General features: G+C 74.8%; 14 protein-coding genes. 7 read left to right on the top strand and 7 right to left on the bottom strand.

Features of this window, described 5'->3' with window-relative positions; all coding sequences use genetic code 11:
* The first annotated feature begins 204 nt into the window (after positions 1-204).
* From AB0C73_RS31830 to AB0C73_RS31815, 4 genes are all read left to right on the top strand, one after another.
* Positions 205-1407: a serine-threonine protein kinase gene (locus AB0C73_RS31830; RefSeq protein WP_362536854.1), complete on the top strand. Its 1203-nt coding sequence runs from the start codon at positions 205-207 to the stop codon at positions 1405-1407.
* A 713-nt stretch (positions 1408-2120) separates the two neighbouring features.
* Entirely contained in the window at positions 2121-2744 is a 624-nt protein-coding gene (locus tag AB0C73_RS31825; RefSeq protein ID WP_362536853.1) for a hypothetical protein, read from the top strand.
* Between the two features lie 131 nt (positions 2745-2875).
* Complete coding sequence (locus AB0C73_RS31820; RefSeq protein ID WP_362536852.1) at positions 2876-3949, top strand: RNA ligase (ATP); 1074 nt, start codon at positions 2876-2878, stop codon at positions 3947-3949.
* Positions 3950-4142: 193 nt separating this feature from the next.
* Positions 4143-4604, top strand: coding sequence for a MaoC family dehydratase (locus tag AB0C73_RS31815; RefSeq protein ID WP_362536851.1), 462 nt, complete (start codon positions 4143-4145; stop codon positions 4602-4604).
* Here AB0C73_RS31815 and AB0C73_RS31810 read toward each other — a convergent pair.
* Positions 4595-5236, bottom strand: a complete 642-nt coding sequence (locus AB0C73_RS31810; RefSeq protein ID WP_362536850.1) for a TetR/AcrR family transcriptional regulator — start codon at positions 5234-5236, stop codon at positions 4595-4597. The genes AB0C73_RS31815 and AB0C73_RS31810 overlap by 10 nt on opposite strands.
* A gap of 74 nt (positions 5237-5310) precedes the next feature.
* Positions 5311-6459, bottom strand: a complete 1149-nt coding sequence (locus tag AB0C73_RS31805) for an acyl-CoA dehydrogenase family protein (protein WP_362536849.1) — start codon at positions 6457-6459, stop codon at positions 5311-5313.
* Between the two features lie 69 nt (positions 6460-6528).
* On the opposite strand from AB0C73_RS31805, the gene AB0C73_RS31800 reads away from it, so the two are divergent.
* The 3 genes from AB0C73_RS31800 to AB0C73_RS31790 all read left to right on the top strand — a co-directional run bounded on the left by AB0C73_RS31800 (position 6529) and on the right by AB0C73_RS31790 (position 9261).
* Complete coding sequence (locus tag AB0C73_RS31800) at positions 6529-7233, top strand: TetR/AcrR family transcriptional regulator (protein WP_362536848.1); 705 nt, start codon at positions 6529-6531, stop codon at positions 7231-7233.
* Positions 7234-7348: 115 nt separating this feature from the next.
* On the top strand, positions 7349-8047 hold the full coding sequence (locus AB0C73_RS31795; protein ID WP_362536847.1) for a winged helix-turn-helix domain-containing protein: 699 nt from the start codon (positions 7349-7351) through the stop codon (positions 8045-8047).
* A 266-nt stretch (positions 8048-8313) separates the two neighbouring features.
* The gene (locus AB0C73_RS31790; protein WP_362536846.1) at positions 8314-9261 is read left to right on the top strand and encodes a DMT family transporter; all 948 of its coding nucleotides are present in this window, start codon (positions 8314-8316) and stop codon (positions 9259-9261) included.
* On the opposite strand, the gene AB0C73_RS31785 is transcribed toward AB0C73_RS31790, so the two are convergent.
* From AB0C73_RS31785 to AB0C73_RS31765, 5 genes are all read right to left on the bottom strand, one after another.
* A complete protein-coding gene (locus AB0C73_RS31785) occupies positions 9258-10337 on the bottom strand; it encodes a Zn-dependent alcohol dehydrogenase (protein WP_362536845.1) in 1080 nt (359 codons plus the stop codon). The genes AB0C73_RS31790 and AB0C73_RS31785 overlap by 4 nt on opposite strands.
* Positions 10338-10399: 62 nt before the next feature.
* The gene (locus AB0C73_RS31780; RefSeq protein WP_362536844.1) at positions 10400-11791 is read right to left on the bottom strand and encodes an aldehyde dehydrogenase family protein; all 1392 of its coding nucleotides are present in this window, start codon (positions 11789-11791) and stop codon (positions 10400-10402) included.
* Positions 11792-12247: 456 nt separating this feature from the next.
* Complete coding sequence (locus tag AB0C73_RS31775; protein ID WP_362536843.1) at positions 12248-13135, bottom strand: class F sortase; 888 nt, start codon at positions 13133-13135, stop codon at positions 12248-12250.
* The gene (locus tag AB0C73_RS31770) at positions 13122-13793 is read right to left on the bottom strand and encodes a hypothetical protein (RefSeq protein WP_362536842.1); all 672 of its coding nucleotides are present in this window, start codon (positions 13791-13793) and stop codon (positions 13122-13124) included. Before AB0C73_RS31770 ends, AB0C73_RS31775 begins: the two co-directional genes overlap by 14 nt.
* A 143-nt stretch (positions 13794-13936) precedes the next feature.
* The gene (locus AB0C73_RS31765) at positions 13937-15361 is read right to left on the bottom strand and encodes a citrate:proton symporter (protein ID WP_362536841.1); all 1425 of its coding nucleotides are present in this window, start codon (positions 15359-15361) and stop codon (positions 13937-13939) included.
* Positions 15362-15363: the final 2 nt, after the last annotated feature.

Below are 15363 nucleotides of genomic sequence, written 5' to 3'. Positions count from 1 at the left end.
GCGGGGACCGCTGAGGGACCGCTGAGGGACCGGGGAGCCGGCTCGCCGCCCGGTACGACGCCGTACGGCACACCGGTGCATTTTCCGGTGGTGTCGGCGTTCCGCCCGCGCGCCTGACGACTGCCCGTCCCTCCGCGCGGGAAGAATGCCCCGGAACGCCCAGGCGACGGACGACGGCGCTCCTCGACGCGGAGGGACGGGCCCATGACGGTGACGAGTGTCGAGCCGTACCGCGAGGTGGTGCTCGACAAGGACGGTGACGGGCCGGCCGGCCAGGCGGGCGGGCTCGCGGCCCTGGCCCGGCAGGGCTGCACGGACCTGGTCCTCTTCACGCACGGCTGGAACAACTCGCCGTCCACGGCGACCGGCCTCTTCGACCGCTTCTTCGAGCCGTTCCCCGGGGTGACCGGCCCCGGCGCCAAGCTCGGGTACGCGGGCCTGGTGTGGCCCTCGATCATGTTCTCCGACGAACGGGTGCCGGACTACCCGGCGCTGCGGGCCGTCCTCCCCGAGCGGGCGGCGGCGGTGGACCGGATCGCCGAGCTGCTCGACGAGCAGCCGCCCGGCGAGGCGGCGCTCGCCGAGTTCGCCGGGCTGCTGCGGGAGCTGACCGGGATCGACACGGAGAGCCCGGCGGCGGTCGGCGCCGCGGCGTCGGTGCCGGAGTTCCTGGTCGCCGATCCGGCGACGGTGTACGGGATGTTCGCCGACGCCCGGGAGAGCGTCGAGGGTGCCGAGGGCGCCGAGGCGTTGTTCGGCGGGAACCCGGCGGCGCGGCTGTGGAAGGGCGCCAAGGAGGCGCTGCGGCAGGCCACGTACTACACGATGAAGCGCCGGGCGGGCGTGGTCGGCGAGCGCGGTCTCGGGCCGCTGCTCGGCGAGCTCGACCGGGCGGCGCCGGGGCTGCGGGTGCATCTGATCGGCCACAGCTTCGGCGCGCGCGTGGTCTCCTACGCCCTGCGCGGGCTGCCAGGCGCCGCGCGGAACGTGAAGTCGGTGACGCTGCTCCAGGGCGCCCTCTCCCACTACGCCTTCGCGGCCCGGCTGCCGCACGACCAGGGCCACGGCGGTTCCCTGAACGGCCTCCAGGCCCGGATCGACGGCCCGCTGGTGGCCTGCCACTCGCGCCACGACACGGCGCTGGGCGTCTTCTACCCGCTGGCCTCCCGGCTCGCCCGGGACGACGAGTCGGTGTTCGGCGACGAGCGGCGCTGGTGGGCGATCGGTTACGACGGTGTCCAGGCCGTCCCGGGCACGGCCGCCCGCACCCTGGCGGCGGCGCTGAGCGAAGGGCTGCCGGCGGCGGGGTGCGTGAGCGTGGACGCGGCGCAGGTGGTGTCCGGGCACAGCGACATCTGCCACACCGAACTGGCCCGGGTGGTGGCCGGAGCGGGCCGCTTCGGCTGAGCGGGGCGGGGCGCGGCCGCGGGCGCTTCGGGGCGGGGTTCCGGGCCCCGGGCACGGGCGTGGGCGCGGGCGCTGGCCCGGGCGCGGGCACGGGCACTGGCCCGGGCACAGGCGTGGGCACGGGCGCTGGCCCGGGCGCTGGCCCGGGCACTGCCCCGGGCGCTGGCCCGGGCGAGCCGCTTCGGCTGAACGGGGCGGGGCCCGCGGGCGCGTCGGGGCGGAGTTCCGGGCCCCGGGCACTGGCCCGGACGCGGGCCCGGACGCGGGCGCCGGCCCGGACGCGGACGCGGGCGCCGGCCCGGACGCGGACGCGGGATCGGACGCGGGCGCCGGCCCGGGCGCGGGCACTGGCCCGGGCGCGGGCCGGTTCCGGTATCCGTCCCGGCCCGGTCGCGGTCCGAGCCCCGGGCGTGTTTCCGTGGCCCGGCTTCCGCCCGCCAGGCCCGGCCCCGGCTCGCGCCCGGTTCGCGGCCCCCGCCCCGGCTCGCGCCCGGTTCGCGGCCCCGGCCTGACTCGCGCCCGGTTCGCCCCGGCCCGGCTCGCGCCGCGCGGTTCCCGACCCGCCTCCGGGGCGGTCCCGGTGCGTTTCTCGGCACCGTTTCCGGCCATCCGGGCGCCGTCCGACCGCCACGCTCCGGTCTTCGATGGAACAGGAAGCGTCTCCCGTTCGTCCCTCTCATATCGCCGGAGTGCTAGCGACGGAGGTGGAGACGATGGCCGGGTTCCGGAGTCTCGCGAGACAGGTACGCGACCCAGGGTGCGACACGGCCTTGCGACGGTATTCGCTGCGCAAGTGCCTGGAGCGGTTCGCGCCCTACGGTCACCGGGCGACCTGGGACCATCTGTGCCACCGGCACGGCTTCGGTCCCGAGGACCGGGAGGCCGATCCGGGCCGGCTGGTGGCCGCGCTCGACGAGCTGGAGGCGGCGCGGGCGGTGTGGCTCGCGTACGAGCGGGAGTTCGCCGAGCGCCGGCGGCGCGAGAAGCACGGCGGACTGCGCCGGCCGGGCGGACTCGACGAGTGGCACCGCCGGATCTGGGGCGGCAACGGGGTGGCCCGCTGCGACGACCCGGCGCACCACCCCTCCGAGCCGCTGCCCGAGGTGGTGGGCCGGCTGGTGGCCGCGCTGCGGCGGGGTCCCGGCGAGCACTGCCCGGTGTGCGCGGGGCCGCGCATCGAGTGGCGCGGCGAGCCGGCCGGTGCAGCGGCCGGTGGACCGGGTTTCGGGCCGGTGTGCGAGGACTGCGGAGTGCTGATACCGCGGGCGGTCCTGACGCCCCGGGCCCTCGCCCGGACCCGTGGCGCGGGCGCGGGCCGGCTGGCCTCGGTGGCCTGACGCACCGGGACGGGGCGGGACGGGGCGGAGGCTACCAGCGGAAAACCCGGTCGCCCAGGGGAATTTCGACCCGGCAGAGTGTGCGGCGATGACCACACGAGCCGATCTCCCCGACCGACCGGAGTTCTGAGATGTCCACCCTGCGCGTCACCGCCGAGACCCTGACCGTCCATCCGCACCCGAACGCCGACGCGCTCGAACTCGCGCAGGTCGGCCTCTACCGGGCGGTCGTCGCGAAGGGCCACTACCGGACCGGTGACGTGGCGGTGTACATCCCCGAACAGGCGGTGCTGCCCGCGCCGTTGGTGGAGGAGCTGGGGCTGACCGGGCGGCTGGCGGGTAAGGCCTCGGACCGGGTGAAGGCGGTACGGCTGCGCGGCGAGCTGTCGCAGGGGATCGTCTGCCGGCCGGCGGCGCTCGGCGGACTGGATCTGAAGCAGGCCGCGGAGGACGGCACGGACTTCGCGGAGCTGCTCGGGATCGTCAAGTGGACGCCGCCGGTCCCGCCGACGATGAGCGGAGACGTGGAGGCGGCTCCGGATCTGCTGCCGTGGGTGGACATCGAGAACCTGCACCGCTTTCCGGACATCTTCGCGCCGGGCGAGCCGGTGGCCCTCACCGAGAAGCTGCACGGCACGGCCTGCCTGGTCACCTATCTCGCCGCGGAGGACCGCACCCTGGTCTCCTCCAAGGGCTTCGGAGCGAAGGGCCTGGCGCTCACGGAGGACCCGCGCAATCTCTACTGGCGCGCCGTCCACGGCCACGGCCTGACCGCCGTCGCGGCCCGGCTCGCCGCGCGCCTCGGGGCGAGCCGCGTCGGACTGTTCGGCGAGGTGTACGGGGCGGGGGTGCAGGACCTGCCGTACGGGGCGGACGCCCGCGCCGCCGACGGGGTCGGGTACGCGCTGTTCGACCTGGCGGCCGAGATCGACGGGCAGGTGCGCTGGCTGGACCCGGCCGAGGTCCTGGAGCCGGGCGAGCTCCCGCTCGTACCGCGGCTCTACACCGGCCCGTACGACCTGGACACCGTCCTCGCGCTCGCGAGCGGCCGGGAGACGGTCTCGGGGCGTGAGCTGCATCTGCGCGAGGGGGTCGTGATCCGCCCGGTGACCGAGCGGTACAGCCCGGTGGTCGGCGGCCGGGCGATCGCCAAGGCGGTCAGCCCGGCGTATCTGACCCGCAAGGGCGGCACCGAGTACGAGTGACGCCGGCCGACCGGCCGACCGGCCTCACGGTAAGACGGCCACACAGACCGAGCGGGGGCCCGCCCACGGGGGTGGCGGGCCCCCGTTCGCCGGATTGAGGGCGTTCGCACGGACGGTCCGTTGACAAGTGCGTGCTCTCCCCCACAACATGCTAAGCAGTCGCTTAGATACGTTGTCTGAGAGGGAGCGGAACATGGCCGAGCCGAGGATCTTCACCTCCGCCGAGGAACTGCGCGCCGCCGTCGGCGAGCAGCTGGGACACAGCGACTGGCTGGAGATCGAGCAGAAGCGGATCGACCAGTTCGCCGATGCGACCGGTGACCACCAGTGGATCCACGTCGACCCGGAGCGCGCGGCCTCCGGCCCGTTCGGGCGCACGATCGCGCACGGCTATCTGACGCTCTCGCTGCTGCCGCTCCTGGTGCCGCAGATCATGCGGGTCGAGGGCATGAAGATGGGCCTCAACTACGGCACCGAGAAGGTGCGTTTCCCCGCCCCGGTGCCGGTGGGCTCGCGGCTGCGCGCCACGGCGGTGCTGACCGAGGTGACCGAGGCGGGCGGCGGTGTGCAGGTGACGGCGAAGGTGACCGTGGAGCGCGAGGGCGGCGACAAGCCGGTCTGCGTCGCGGAGTCGGTCTCCCGCTACTACTTCTGACCCGCCGGCGCCTGGGCGCCGACCATCCGGAGCACGAGGCCGGCGTAGAGCGCGCCGACCTCGTCGGCCGTGTGCCGGCCCTGGGTGTTGAACCAGCGCGAGACGTCGATGCAGAGCGACAGGATCGCGACCGCGGTACCGGCCACGTCGGGGACGTCGAACTCCCCGGCGGCCACGCCCTCGTTGATGATCCGCCGCACGGTGGCCTCCGACTCGCGGCGCAGCGCCACGATCTCGGTGCGGTGCTCGGGGCCGAGGGCGTCGAGCTCGTACTGCACGACCCGGGCGGTGGTGTGCCGCTCGGCGTGCCAGCGGACGAAGGACCGTACGGCGTCGGCGAGCCGCTCGGCGGCGGTGCCGGGGCCGTCGGCGGCGGCCGTGAGGATCTCCAGGGCCCTGTCGTGGCCGATCCGGCTGATCCGGTGGAGCAGCTCTTCCTTGGTCTTGTAGTGGATGTAGAGCGCGGCCGGGCTCATGCCGGCCCGGCCCGCGATGTCCCGGGTCGTGGTGGCGTGGTAGCCGCGCTCGGCGAACGCCTCCACGGCCGCGACCAGCAGCCGCCGGGCGGCCTCGGGCGTGACCTCGCCCCACGGCACGTCCTCGCCGCCGGGCGTCTCCTCAGCCACGCTCATCGCGTACTCCTCCTCGGGCCGTCAGGGACGCCCACCATACAACGAAGCTGAGCAAGCGCTTAGCGATCGGCGGCTCAGAACGCCGACACGCCCGTCAGCGCCCGCCCGATGATGAGCTTCTGGATCTGGCTGGTGCCCTCGTAGAGGGTCATCACGCGGGCGTCGCGCAGCAGCTTGCCGACCGGGTACTCGTCGATGTAGCCGTAGCCGCCGAAGACCTGGAGGGCGTTGTTCGCCGAGCGGACGGCGGCCTCGGAGGCGTACAGCTTGGCCTTCGAGGCGGCGGTGGCGAAGTCCCGGCCGCGGTCGACGAGATCCGCGACCCGCCAGGTCAGCAGCCGGGCGGCGTCGACGTCCACGGCGATGTCGCTGATGAGTTCCTGGACGAGCTGGTACGAGGCGATGGGCTTGCCGAACTGCTCGCGCTCCCCCGCGTAGCGCACGGCCGCGTCGAGGGCGGCCTGGGCGATGCCGACACAGCCGGCGGCGACCGACATCCGGCCCTTGGCGAGGGCGGACATGGCGACGGAGAAGCCCTTGCCCTCGGGGCCGAGCAGTGCGCTCGCCGGGACGCGGACGCCCTCCAGGACCAGTTCGGCGGTGGCCTGGCCGCGCAGGCCGAGCTTGCCGTGGATGGCGCGGCGGGTGAGGCCGGGGGTGTCGGCGGGGACGAGGAAGGCGGAGACGCCGCGGTGGCCGGGGCCGCCGGTGCGGGCGAAGAGCAGCACGACGTCCGCCCAGGTGCCGTTGGTGATGAACATCTTGGTGCCGTCGATGACGTACGTGTCGCCGTCACGGACCGCCCGGGTGGCGAGGTTCCCGGCGTCGGAGCCGGTGCCGGGCTCGGTGAGACCGAAGCAGCCGACGGCCTCGCCGGAGGCGAGCCGGGGCAGCCAGGCGCGCTTCTGCTCCTCGTCGCCCCAGGAGGCGAGGGTCTTGGCGACCAGGCCGAGCGAGACGGAGACGATGCCGCGGACGGAGGAGTCGCCGCGGCCCAGCTCCTCGGTGACCAGGCAGTAGGAGAGGTGGTCGCCGCCGGAGCCGCCGTACTCCTCGGGGATGGTCAGGCCGAGGAAGCCGACGGCGCCGAGCTTCTTCACGATCGCCCGGTCGACGGCCTCGGCGCGGTCCCAGGCGACGACGTGCGGGGCGACCTCGCGGGCGACGAAGTCCTCGGCGAGCCGCCGTACGGCCTCCTGCTCCTCACTGAGCTCCAGATTCATGGCGCCGCCCCGTCCCGCTCCGTTTAATTACCACTGCTAGTTTTCTTGGCCCCGCCTACTATGTGCGCCATGGCCCGACCGCGCAAGCCCCTGCTCAGCCGAGACCGCATCGTCGCGACGGCGGGCACACTGGTGGACGCCGAGGGCCTGGCCGCCCTGTCCACCCGGCGGCTCGCGGCGGAACTCGGCGTCAGCGGCCCCTCGCTCTACAACCACTTCCGCACCAAGGACGAGATCCTGGACGCCGTCGCGGACGCGGTCAGCGCGAAGATCGATCTGTCGATGTTCGCGGCGGACGACCTCCGCGACTGGCGCACGGCCCTGCACGACTGGGCGGTCTCCTATCGCGCCGCCCTGGCCGACCACCCGAACCTGGTCCCGCTGCTCGCCCAGGGCCCGGGCCGCCGCCCGGCCGGCCTCAAGGTCGCGGACGCGGTCTTCGGCGCGATGGTGCGGGCCGGCTGGCCGCCCGCCCAGGCCACCCGCATCGGCGCCCTGATGCGCTACTTCATCACCGGCTCGGCCCTGGGTTCCTTCGCCCGCGGCTTCGTCGACGACGAGACCGCCTACGACCCGGCCGACTACCCGCACCTCGGCCAGGCCCATCTGCTGGCGGAGCGGCGCGAACAGGTCGACGAGGCGGCGTTCGAGACGGGGCTGCGGGCGCTGCTCGACGGGCTGGCGATGCAGTACGAGGCGGGGGTACGGGAATCATGGGGGACGGAGCGGAGCGCGGGACCGGGCGCGAAAGGGAGCTCGGGCCGCAGCTCGTAGTGCGCCGTCGGTCGTGACGGCGCTGTGGGACCTGACCACCCAGCCGCTCCCTCGCCGGTGGCGCGTCCGGGACGGTTCGGCCGGCGCCGAAGAGTGAGTGCGGGATCCTGGGCGCATGGCCCCCCACCACCTCGCCGCCCTGGCCGCCCTCTTCGCCGACGAGACCCGCGCCGCCATTCTGCTCGCCCTGCTCGACGGGCGGGCCTGGACCGCCGGGGAGCTGGCCCGGCACGCGCGCGTGGCGCCGTCCACGGCCAGTGAGCATCTCGGGAAGCTGGTCGCGGGCGGGGTGCTCGCGGAGGAGCGGCAGGGGCGGCACCGTTATGTGCGGCTCGCCGATCCGGGGATCGCGCACCTCGTCGAGGACCTGGCGGCCCGTGCCGAACCGGCCGTGCCCGCCGCGCCGCGCGGGCTGCGGGCGGTGAGCGCCGGGCAGGCGATGGCGCGCGGGCGCACCTGCTACGACCATCTGGCCGGGCGGCTGGGGATCGCGATCACGGAGGCGATGACGGCACGGGGGCTGCTGCGCCAGGACACCGGGTTCGCGCTCACCGACGCCGGCCTGGCCTGGTTCGCGGACCTGGGCCTCTCCCTCGTACCGGCCCGGGGCCGGCGGCCGGTCGCCCGCGGCTGTCTCGACTGGACCGAGCGCAAGCCGCATCTGGCGGGGCTCGCGGGCGCGGCGCTGTGCCGGCACGCGCTGGACGCGGGCTGGTGCGTACGGATCGGGTCGGAGCGGGCGGTGAAGGTGACCGCGGCCGGGGAGCGGGCGCTGCACACGGCGCTCGGCATCGAAGCGGCGGAGCTGCGGTGAGGCCCGGGGGTCCAGGGCCCGGGGGCCCGGAGGTCCGGGGGTCCCGGGGGCCCGGAGGTCCGGAGGTCCGGAGGTCCGGAGGTCCGGAGGTCCGGAGGTCCGGGGGTCCCGGGGGCCCGGGGGGCCGCACGCCGGAGGCCCGGGCGCCGGGGTCCGCGCATCGGGAGGCCGAACGCCGGGAGGCCGGGCGTCCGCCAGGGGCCGGGCGTCCCGGTCCGCGAGATATTGCGGTGAGCGCCGAAGGGTCCGCGGCCTACGGTCCTCCCATGCCGAACTCACCCACCACGCCCGGCCGCACCTCGCGGCTCGCGCTCGCCGCCGCCGGCGTCACCGTCGTCCTGTGGGCCTCCGCCTTCGTCTCCATCCGCAGCGCGGGGGCCGCCTACTCCCCCGGCGCCCTGGCCCTCGGCCGGCTGCTCGCCGGCGCGCTGGTCCTGGGCACCGTGCTGCTCGTCCGGCGGGAGGGGCTGCCGCCGCGGGCGGCCTGGCGCGGGATCGCGGTGTCGGGGCTGCTGTGGTTCGGGGCGTACATGGTGGTGCTCAACTGGGGCGAGCAGGAGGTCGACGCGGGCACGGCGGCGATGGTCGTGAACATCGGCCCGATCCTGATCGCGCTGCTCGGTTCGAAGGTGCTCGGCGAGGCGCTGCCGCCGCGGCTGCTCGCGGGCATGGCGGTGTCCTTCGCGGGCGCGGTGGCGGTGGGTCTGTCGATGTCCGCCGGTTCGGGCGGCGGGCACGCGTCGGTGCTCGGCGTGGTGCTGTGCCTGCTGGCGGCGGTGGCGTACGCGGGCGGGGTGGTGTCCCAGAAGCCGGCCCTCGCGTACGGCAGCGCGCTCCAGGTGACGACCTTCGGGTGTCTGGTGGGCGCGGTGGCCTGTCTGCCGTTCGCGGGGCAGCTGGTCGAGGAGGCGGGCCGGGCGCCGCTCCCGGCGACCCTCAACATGGTCTACCTGGGGGTGTTCCCGACCGCCCTCGCCTTCACCACCTGGGCCTACGCCCTTGCGCGCACGACGGCGGGCCGGATGGGCGCGACGACCTACGCCGTGCCGGCCCTGGTGGTGCTGATGGCCTGGGTGTTCCTCGGCGAGCTGCCGGGGCTGCTCACGCTCGGCGGCGGCGCGCTGTGCCTGGCGGGCGTGGCGGTGTCCCGGTCCCGCCCGCGGGTACGGGCGCGGGCCGTCGAACAGCCCGCGCCCGCACCCGTACAGGACTAGAACACGACGAGGGCGCGGCCGCCCTTGCCCGCGAGCATGTTGTCGAAGGCGCCGGGGATGCCGTCCAGGGTGATCCGTTCGGTGACCAGGGTGCTCAGGTCGAGGCGGCCGGCCCGGATGTGCCCGGCGAGCACGGGCAGGTCCTCGGCGGGGTTGGAGTTGCCGTAGACGCAGCCGGCCAGGGTGCGGCCCCAGTGGAAGATCTCCAGGGCGTTGAAGGTGACCTTCTGGTCCCTGCCGCCGATGCCGACGACCGTGGTGCGGCCGCCGCGCCGGGTGGACTCCCAGGCGGTGCGGATGGTGGCGGCGCGCCCGACGCACTCGACGGCCACGTCGGCGCCGTGGCCGCCGGTGAGCCGGCGGATGTCCTTGGCGGTGGTGTCGGAGGCGACGACGTACTCGGTGGCGCCGGCGGCGCGGGCCAGCTCCTCCTTCTCGGGTGACACGTCGACGGCGACGATCGTCGAGGCGCCGGCGATCCGGGCGGCCTGGAGGGTGGCGAGGCCGACGCCCCCGACGCCGAAGACGGCGACGGTCTCGCCGGCCCGGACCCGGGCGGAGTGGTGGATCGCGCCCCAGCCGGTGAGGACGGCGCAGCCGAGCAGCGCGGCGTCGGTGAGCGGCACGCCGTCGGGCGCGGGCAGCACGCAGTTGCCCGCGACGACGGTCTCCTCGGCGAAGGCGGCGACATTGAGCCCGGGGTGGAGCTCGGTGCCGTCCTCGGTGCGGGCGTACACGTTCGCGGTGCCGTTGAGCGCGTTGACGCAGAGCCACACCTCGCCGAGCGAGCAGGGGTGGCATTCGCCGCAGGACGGCGCCCAGTTGAGCACGACGCCGTCGCCGGGGGCGACATGGGTGACGCCCTCGCCGACGGAGACGACGGTGCCGGCGCCCTCGTGGCCGAGGACGGCCGGGACGGGCACCGTCATGGTGCCGTTGGACAGCGACAGGTCGGAGTGGCACACCCCGGCGGCGGCGAGCCGGACCCGGACCTGGCCGGGGCCGGGCTCGGGCAGTTCGATGCCGGTGATCTCCAGGGCGGAGCCGACGGCGGGCAGGACGGCGGCGCGGATCACGCTGGTGTCTCCTCGGTTTCCCGGTACGTGGGGCGGCTGGGGGGCTTGGGGGCTTGGGGGGCCTAGAACTGCAGGGACTTGGTCTGGAGGTACTCGGCGAGGCCGTGCGCGCCGAGTTCGCGGCCCACGCCGGACTGCTTCCAGCCGCCGAAGGGGGCGAGCGGGTTGAAGCGGCCACCGTTGATGTCGACCTGGCCGGTCTCCATGCGGCGGGCGAAGGCGACCGCCTCGCTCTCCTCGCCCCAGACGGCGCCGGCGAGCCCGTAGACGGTGCCGTTGGCGATGGCGAGGGCGTCCGCCTCGTCCTCGTAGCGGATGATCGAGACGACCGGGCCGAAGATCTCCTCCTGGGCGATGGTCATGTCCGGGGTGACATCGGCGAAGACGGTCGGGGCGACGTAGTAGCCGGTCTCGTACGGGGCCTCGGGGCCGCCGGCGACGAGCCGGGCGCCCTCGGCGAGGCCCTGCTCGATGTAACCGCGCACCCGGTCGCGCTGCCTGGCGTTCACCAGCGGGCCGACCCGCTCGCCGGGCACGTACTTGGCGACGGCCGCGGCGGCGAGGGCGACCGCCTCGTCGTACTGCTCGGTGTGGACGAGCATCCGGGTCCAGGCGCTGCATGTCTGGCCGGAGTTGGACATGACGTTGGCGATGCCGACGGCGACGGCCTTGCCGAGGTCGGCGCTCGGCAGGATCACGTTGGCGGACTTGCCGCCGAGTTCGAGGGCGACCCGCTTCACGGCGCCGCCGGCGAGCGCGCCGATCCGCCGGCCGACCGCGGTGGAGCCGGTGAAGGAGACCAGGTCCACGCCGGGGTGCTCGGCGAGGGCCTGCCCGGCGACCGTACCCAGGCCGGTGACCAGGTTGAACACTCCGGCCGGGATCCCCGCCGCGTGCACGGCCTCGGCGAACAGCTGGGCGGTGAGCGGGGTGTCCTCGGCCGGCTTGAGGACGATCGCGCAGCCGGCGGCGAGGGCCGGGGCGACCTTGGCGACGATCTGGTGCAGCGGATAGTTCCAGGGCGTGATCGCGGCGACCACGCCGACCGGCTCGGAGTAGACGGTGGAGTTGCCGACCTTCTCCTCGAAGGGGTGGGTGGCGGCGAGTTCGGCGTAGGAGCCGGCGACGGCGATCGGCAGCCCGGTGTGCACGGCGGCGGCGAGCTGCGGCGGGGCACCGAGCTCGGTGGTGACGGTGGCGGCGATCTCCTCGGCGCGGGCGGCGAGCTCGTCGCGCAGCGCGGCGAGCCGGGCGGCCCGCTCGGCGGGCGGGGTGGCGGCCCAGCCGGGGAGGGCGGCGCGGGCGGCGCGCACGGCGGCGTCGATGTCCTCGGCGGTGCCGGCCGGGACGTGGGCGACGACCTGCTCGGTCGCCGGGTCGGTCACGGGGATGGTCTCCGTGGAGGCGGCGGGACGCCACTCCCCGCCGATGTACATCGCGTCGTGGGCCTTCATCCGCTGTCTCTCCTCGCATGTCGGGCACGGGTGCGCGGCCGCCGGCCGGCCGGTCCCGTGCGAACGGGCGGCGGTGCGCCGGGCGGTGCGTGGCCTTGCGGCCGGGCGCTGCGGGTGGTCCGGGCGGCCCCCTCGGGTCCGTCCCGGCCGTGCGCCGGTACCCCAAACTAGCGCTGTTAGTTTTCGGGCGCCAGGCCCCTTCCCTCCGGTACGCACCGATCGTCGCGCCCCGCCGCCCGCCCTGTCCACGGCCCGCCCGCACAGCCCGTACACCCCCGAACTGGCGGGTTCCGCCTTGCCCGGCCCGCCGGAGCGCCCTGGCTTCTCGCCACACACGCCTCCGCCGCCCCCGGCGGGCGGCCGGGAGCGGCGGGGGCGGCGGGACGGAAGGGGCCGGGGGCGGGGGACGGAGGCGGAGGAGGCGGGGCGGTCGCCGGGACCGTGCCCGTCTGCGGGTCAGATCTGGCGGTCGATGCCCGTGAGATGGGCGAAGACCACGATGTTGGACGCGTAGCCCTGTTTGTGGTCGAAGGCACCGCCACAGGTGATCAGGCGCAGTTCGGGACGCTTGGCCGCGCCGTACACCTCCTCGTCCGGGAAGGCCGACTTGGCGTACGTCCGCACCCGGTCGACCGTGAAGACGGCGACCCGGCCGTCGGCGCGCGCGATCCGGACGGTGTTGCCGGGGTCGAGCGAGTTGAGATTGAGGAAGATCGCCGGGCCGGTGCGGGTGTCGCGGTGGCCGACGACGACGGCGGTGCCGCGTTCGCCCGGGGTGACGCCGTTGGCGTACCAGCCGACGACCCGGGGGTTGTCGACGGGCGGGGTGGCGAGGCTCCCGGTGGGTTCGAGGCCGAGGCCGACGACGGGCGCCTCGATGGTGATCGCGGGGACGGCGAGGGTGGTGGGGCGGGAGCGGGCCAGGGGCGCCGGCGGCGGCTGGGGCTTCGGAACCGCGGCGCCGGCCGCCGCCTTGGCCGCGCCCTTGTGCCCGGCCCCCCCGGCCGCCCCTGATGCCCCCTCGGCTCCGTTCGCTCCGTTCGCTCCGTCGGCCGCCGCCTTGCCCACCGCCGCCGGGGCGCCGTGCGCGGCGGTTCCGGCGGCGAGAGCGGGCCCGGCCGGCTCGTCGTCACCGGCCCACCAGACGGCGCCGGCGACCAGGGTCAGCGTGACGGCGACCGTACGGGCGAGGCGGAGGAGCCTGCGCTGCCGGCGGGTGGTGCGCCCGCGCCGGGCGCCCCCGGCCGGGCGGGACCGGCCAGGGCCCCGCTCGTACGGGGACGGGGCCGGGGCCCGGCCGGCGGGGGCCGCCGCACGCGGGGTGACGGACCTACGCGGCGCCATCGGTGCGGCGGCGGGAACGGCGGATGAGGATCAGGCCCGCGGTGCCGGCGAGTCCGGCCGCCACGGCCGATGCGACACCGAAGCCCGAGCTGTCGTCAGCGGTGGTGATGCCGTCGGCCGCACCGCCGCCGCCCGCGCCGACCGGGCCGTGCGGCTTGTGGCCGTGGCCGTTGCCGCCACCGCCGGGTCCGCCGTTGCCCCCGCCCCCGGGTCCACCGTTGCCGCCACCGTTCGGGCAGTCGACGCGGAAGACCTTCGACTTGGCGGCGCCGTTCTGGCCCACCCAGGTCCACTCGACCTTGTACATGCCGCTCGGCAGGCCGGTGATGTCGTCCGTGTGCCCGTCACCGTTGCTGTCGACGGCGATGCTGCCGTTCTTCAACGAGGGATCCTGGTTGCCTGGCAGGCCCGGCTGCGCGTGGATGCTCCACTGGATGCTCTGCAGACCGTCGAAGTCGAAGGCGGCGAAGCGGAAGATGCAACCGACCAGGGGCTCGTTGGCCCGGCTGGTGTCGGGGGTGCCCTGGCGGTGGACCTTGACGTCGCCGTTGTCGCCCGGCGCGGCGAAGGCCTGCGGGGCACCCGCGAGGGTCACGGCGCCGAGCGCCAGGGAGGCGAGCGTCGCGCGGAGCAGGGTGCGGGTGGGGGGTGTCGCCATGGTGGAACTCCTCCAGTCGTGAGCACGTCGAATGGCTGCTGCGATAATCTGACTATTGGTCACCAACACACCACGGAGGGTGGCACCGTGCCGTGCCACCCTCCGACTTCCACCCGTCCGGCCCCCCGCCGGACCGCATCGGCCTAGATGATCCCGAAGAGGATGCCCGCGGCGAGCACCACCAGCGAGGTCAGCGCGGCCCACTTCACCGTGAAGCGCGTGTGGTCACCGAACTCCACCTTCGCCATGCCGACCAGCACGTACACGGCCGGGACCAGCGGGCTGGACATGTGCAGCGCCTGGCCGACCAGGGAGGCGCGGGCGATCTCCAGCGGGGACACACCGTGCGCCGCGCCCGCCTCGGCGAGCACCGGCACCACGCCGAAGTAGAAGCCGTCGTTGGACATGAAGTAGGTGAGCGGGATGCTCAGCACGCCGGTGACCAGGGCCATGTGCGGGCCCATGCCCTCGGGGATGGCGCCGACCAGCCAGTCCGCCATGTGCTTGACCATGCCCGTACCGGTGAGCACTCCGGTGAACACGGCGGCGGCGAAGACCATGCCGGTGACGTTGAGGACGTTGTCGGCGTGGGCGGCGATACGGGCCTTCTGGTCGCCCATGTGCGGGAAGTTGACCGTGAGCGCGAGCGCGGCACCGAGCAGGAAGAGCACCGGGATCGGCAGCAGCTCCATGATCATCGCGGCCAGCAGGGCGACGGTCAGCCCGGCGTTGAACCAGTACAGCCCGGGCCGCAGCGTCGGGCGCTTCGGGTCGAGCCCGCGGAAGCCGCCCTCGGCCGGGGCGTCCTCGCCCGTACCGGCACCGGAACCGGCCTTCGCACCCGTCTCCGCGCCCGTCTTCGTACCCACCGTGACGCCGTCGTCGGCGCTGCCGCCGCCGGCCGCGACCAGGACCGTCTCGGAGTCCCGGACCAGGACCTCGTCCATACGGAGGTAGCCGATGCGCTTGCGCTCACGGCGCCCGAGGACGTACGCGAGGACGAAGACGCCGAGCAGTCCGACGCCGAGCGCCGGGATCATCGGGACGAAGATGTCGCCGGCGTCCAGCTTGAGCGCGGTGGCGGCGCGGGCGGTCGGGCCGCCCCAGGGAAGCGTGTTCATGACGCCGTTGGCGGTGGCGGCGACACCGGTCATGACGACCAGGCTCATGCCGAGCCGCTTGTAGAGCGGGTACATCGCCGAGACCGTGATCATGAAGGTGGTCGAGCCGTCGCCGTCCAGCGAGACGATCGCGGCGAGCACCGCCGTACCGACCACCACGCGCACGGGATCGGCCTTGCAGAAGCGCAGGATGCCGCGGACGATCGGGTCGAACAGGCCGACGTCGATCATGACGCCGAAGTAGACGATCGCGAACATCAGCATCGCGGCCGTGGGCGCCAGTTTGCCGACGCCTTCGATGACGTAGTCGCCCAGCTGGGCCCCCTGTCCGACGGCGACACAGAACAACGCGGGAATGAGCACGAGCGCCGCGATCGGCGACATCTTCTTCAGCATGATCAGCACCAGGAAGGTCGCGATCATGGCGAAGCCGAGGACGGTCAGCATGG

Source organism: Streptomyces sp. NPDC048623 (genome assembly GCF_040650755.1).
In the GTDB taxonomy this organism is placed as follows: domain Bacteria; phylum Actinomycetota; class Actinomycetes; order Streptomycetales; family Streptomycetaceae; genus Streptomyces.
Note: the sequence above shows the minus strand (reverse complement) of the source record. Positions and strands in the feature narration are given on the sequence as shown.

What these genes read in the sequence shown, in the direction of transcription:
- AB0C73_RS31830 (WP_362536854.1), top strand. Translation starts at nt 205, where the DNA reads ATGACGGTGACGAGTGTCGAGCCGTACCGCGAGGTGGTGCTCGACAAG.
- AB0C73_RS31825 (WP_362536853.1), top strand. Translation starts at nt 2,121, where the DNA reads ATGGCCGGGTTCCGGAGTCTCGCGAGACAGGTACGCGACCCAGGGTGC.
- AB0C73_RS31820 (WP_362536852.1), top strand. Translation starts at nt 2,876, where the DNA reads ATGTCCACCCTGCGCGTCACCGCCGAGACCCTGACCGTCCATCCGCAC.
- AB0C73_RS31815 (WP_362536851.1), top strand. Translation starts at nt 4,143, where the DNA reads ATGGCCGAGCCGAGGATCTTCACCTCCGCCGAGGAACTGCGCGCCGCC.
- AB0C73_RS31810 (WP_362536850.1), bottom strand. Translation starts at nt 5,236, where the DNA reads ATGAGCGTGGCTGAGGAGACGCCCGGCGGCGAGGACGTGCCGTGGGGC.
- AB0C73_RS31805 (WP_362536849.1), bottom strand. Translation starts at nt 6,459, where the DNA reads ATGAATCTGGAGCTCAGTGAGGAGCAGGAGGCCGTACGGCGGCTCGCC.
- AB0C73_RS31800 (WP_362536848.1), top strand. Translation starts at nt 6,529, where the DNA reads ATGGCCCGACCGCGCAAGCCCCTGCTCAGCCGAGACCGCATCGTCGCG.
- AB0C73_RS31795 (WP_362536847.1), top strand. Translation starts at nt 7,349, where the DNA reads ATGGCCCCCCACCACCTCGCCGCCCTGGCCGCCCTCTTCGCCGACGAG.
- AB0C73_RS31790 (WP_362536846.1), top strand. Translation starts at nt 8,314, where the DNA reads ATGCCGAACTCACCCACCACGCCCGGCCGCACCTCGCGGCTCGCGCTC.
- AB0C73_RS31780 (WP_362536844.1), bottom strand. Translation starts at nt 11,791, where the DNA reads ATGAAGGCCCACGACGCGATGTACATCGGCGGGGAGTGGCGTCCCGCC.
- AB0C73_RS31775 (WP_362536843.1), bottom strand. Translation starts at nt 13,135, where the DNA reads ATGGCGCCGCGTAGGTCCGTCACCCCGCGTGCGGCGGCCCCCGCCGGC.
- AB0C73_RS31770 (WP_362536842.1), bottom strand. Translation starts at nt 13,793, where the DNA reads ATGGCGACACCCCCCACCCGCACCCTGCTCCGCGCGACGCTCGCCTCC.
- AB0C73_RS31765 (WP_362536841.1), bottom strand. Translation starts at nt 15,361, where the DNA reads ATGCTGACCGTCCTCGGCTTCGCCATGATCGCGACCTTCCTGGTGCTG.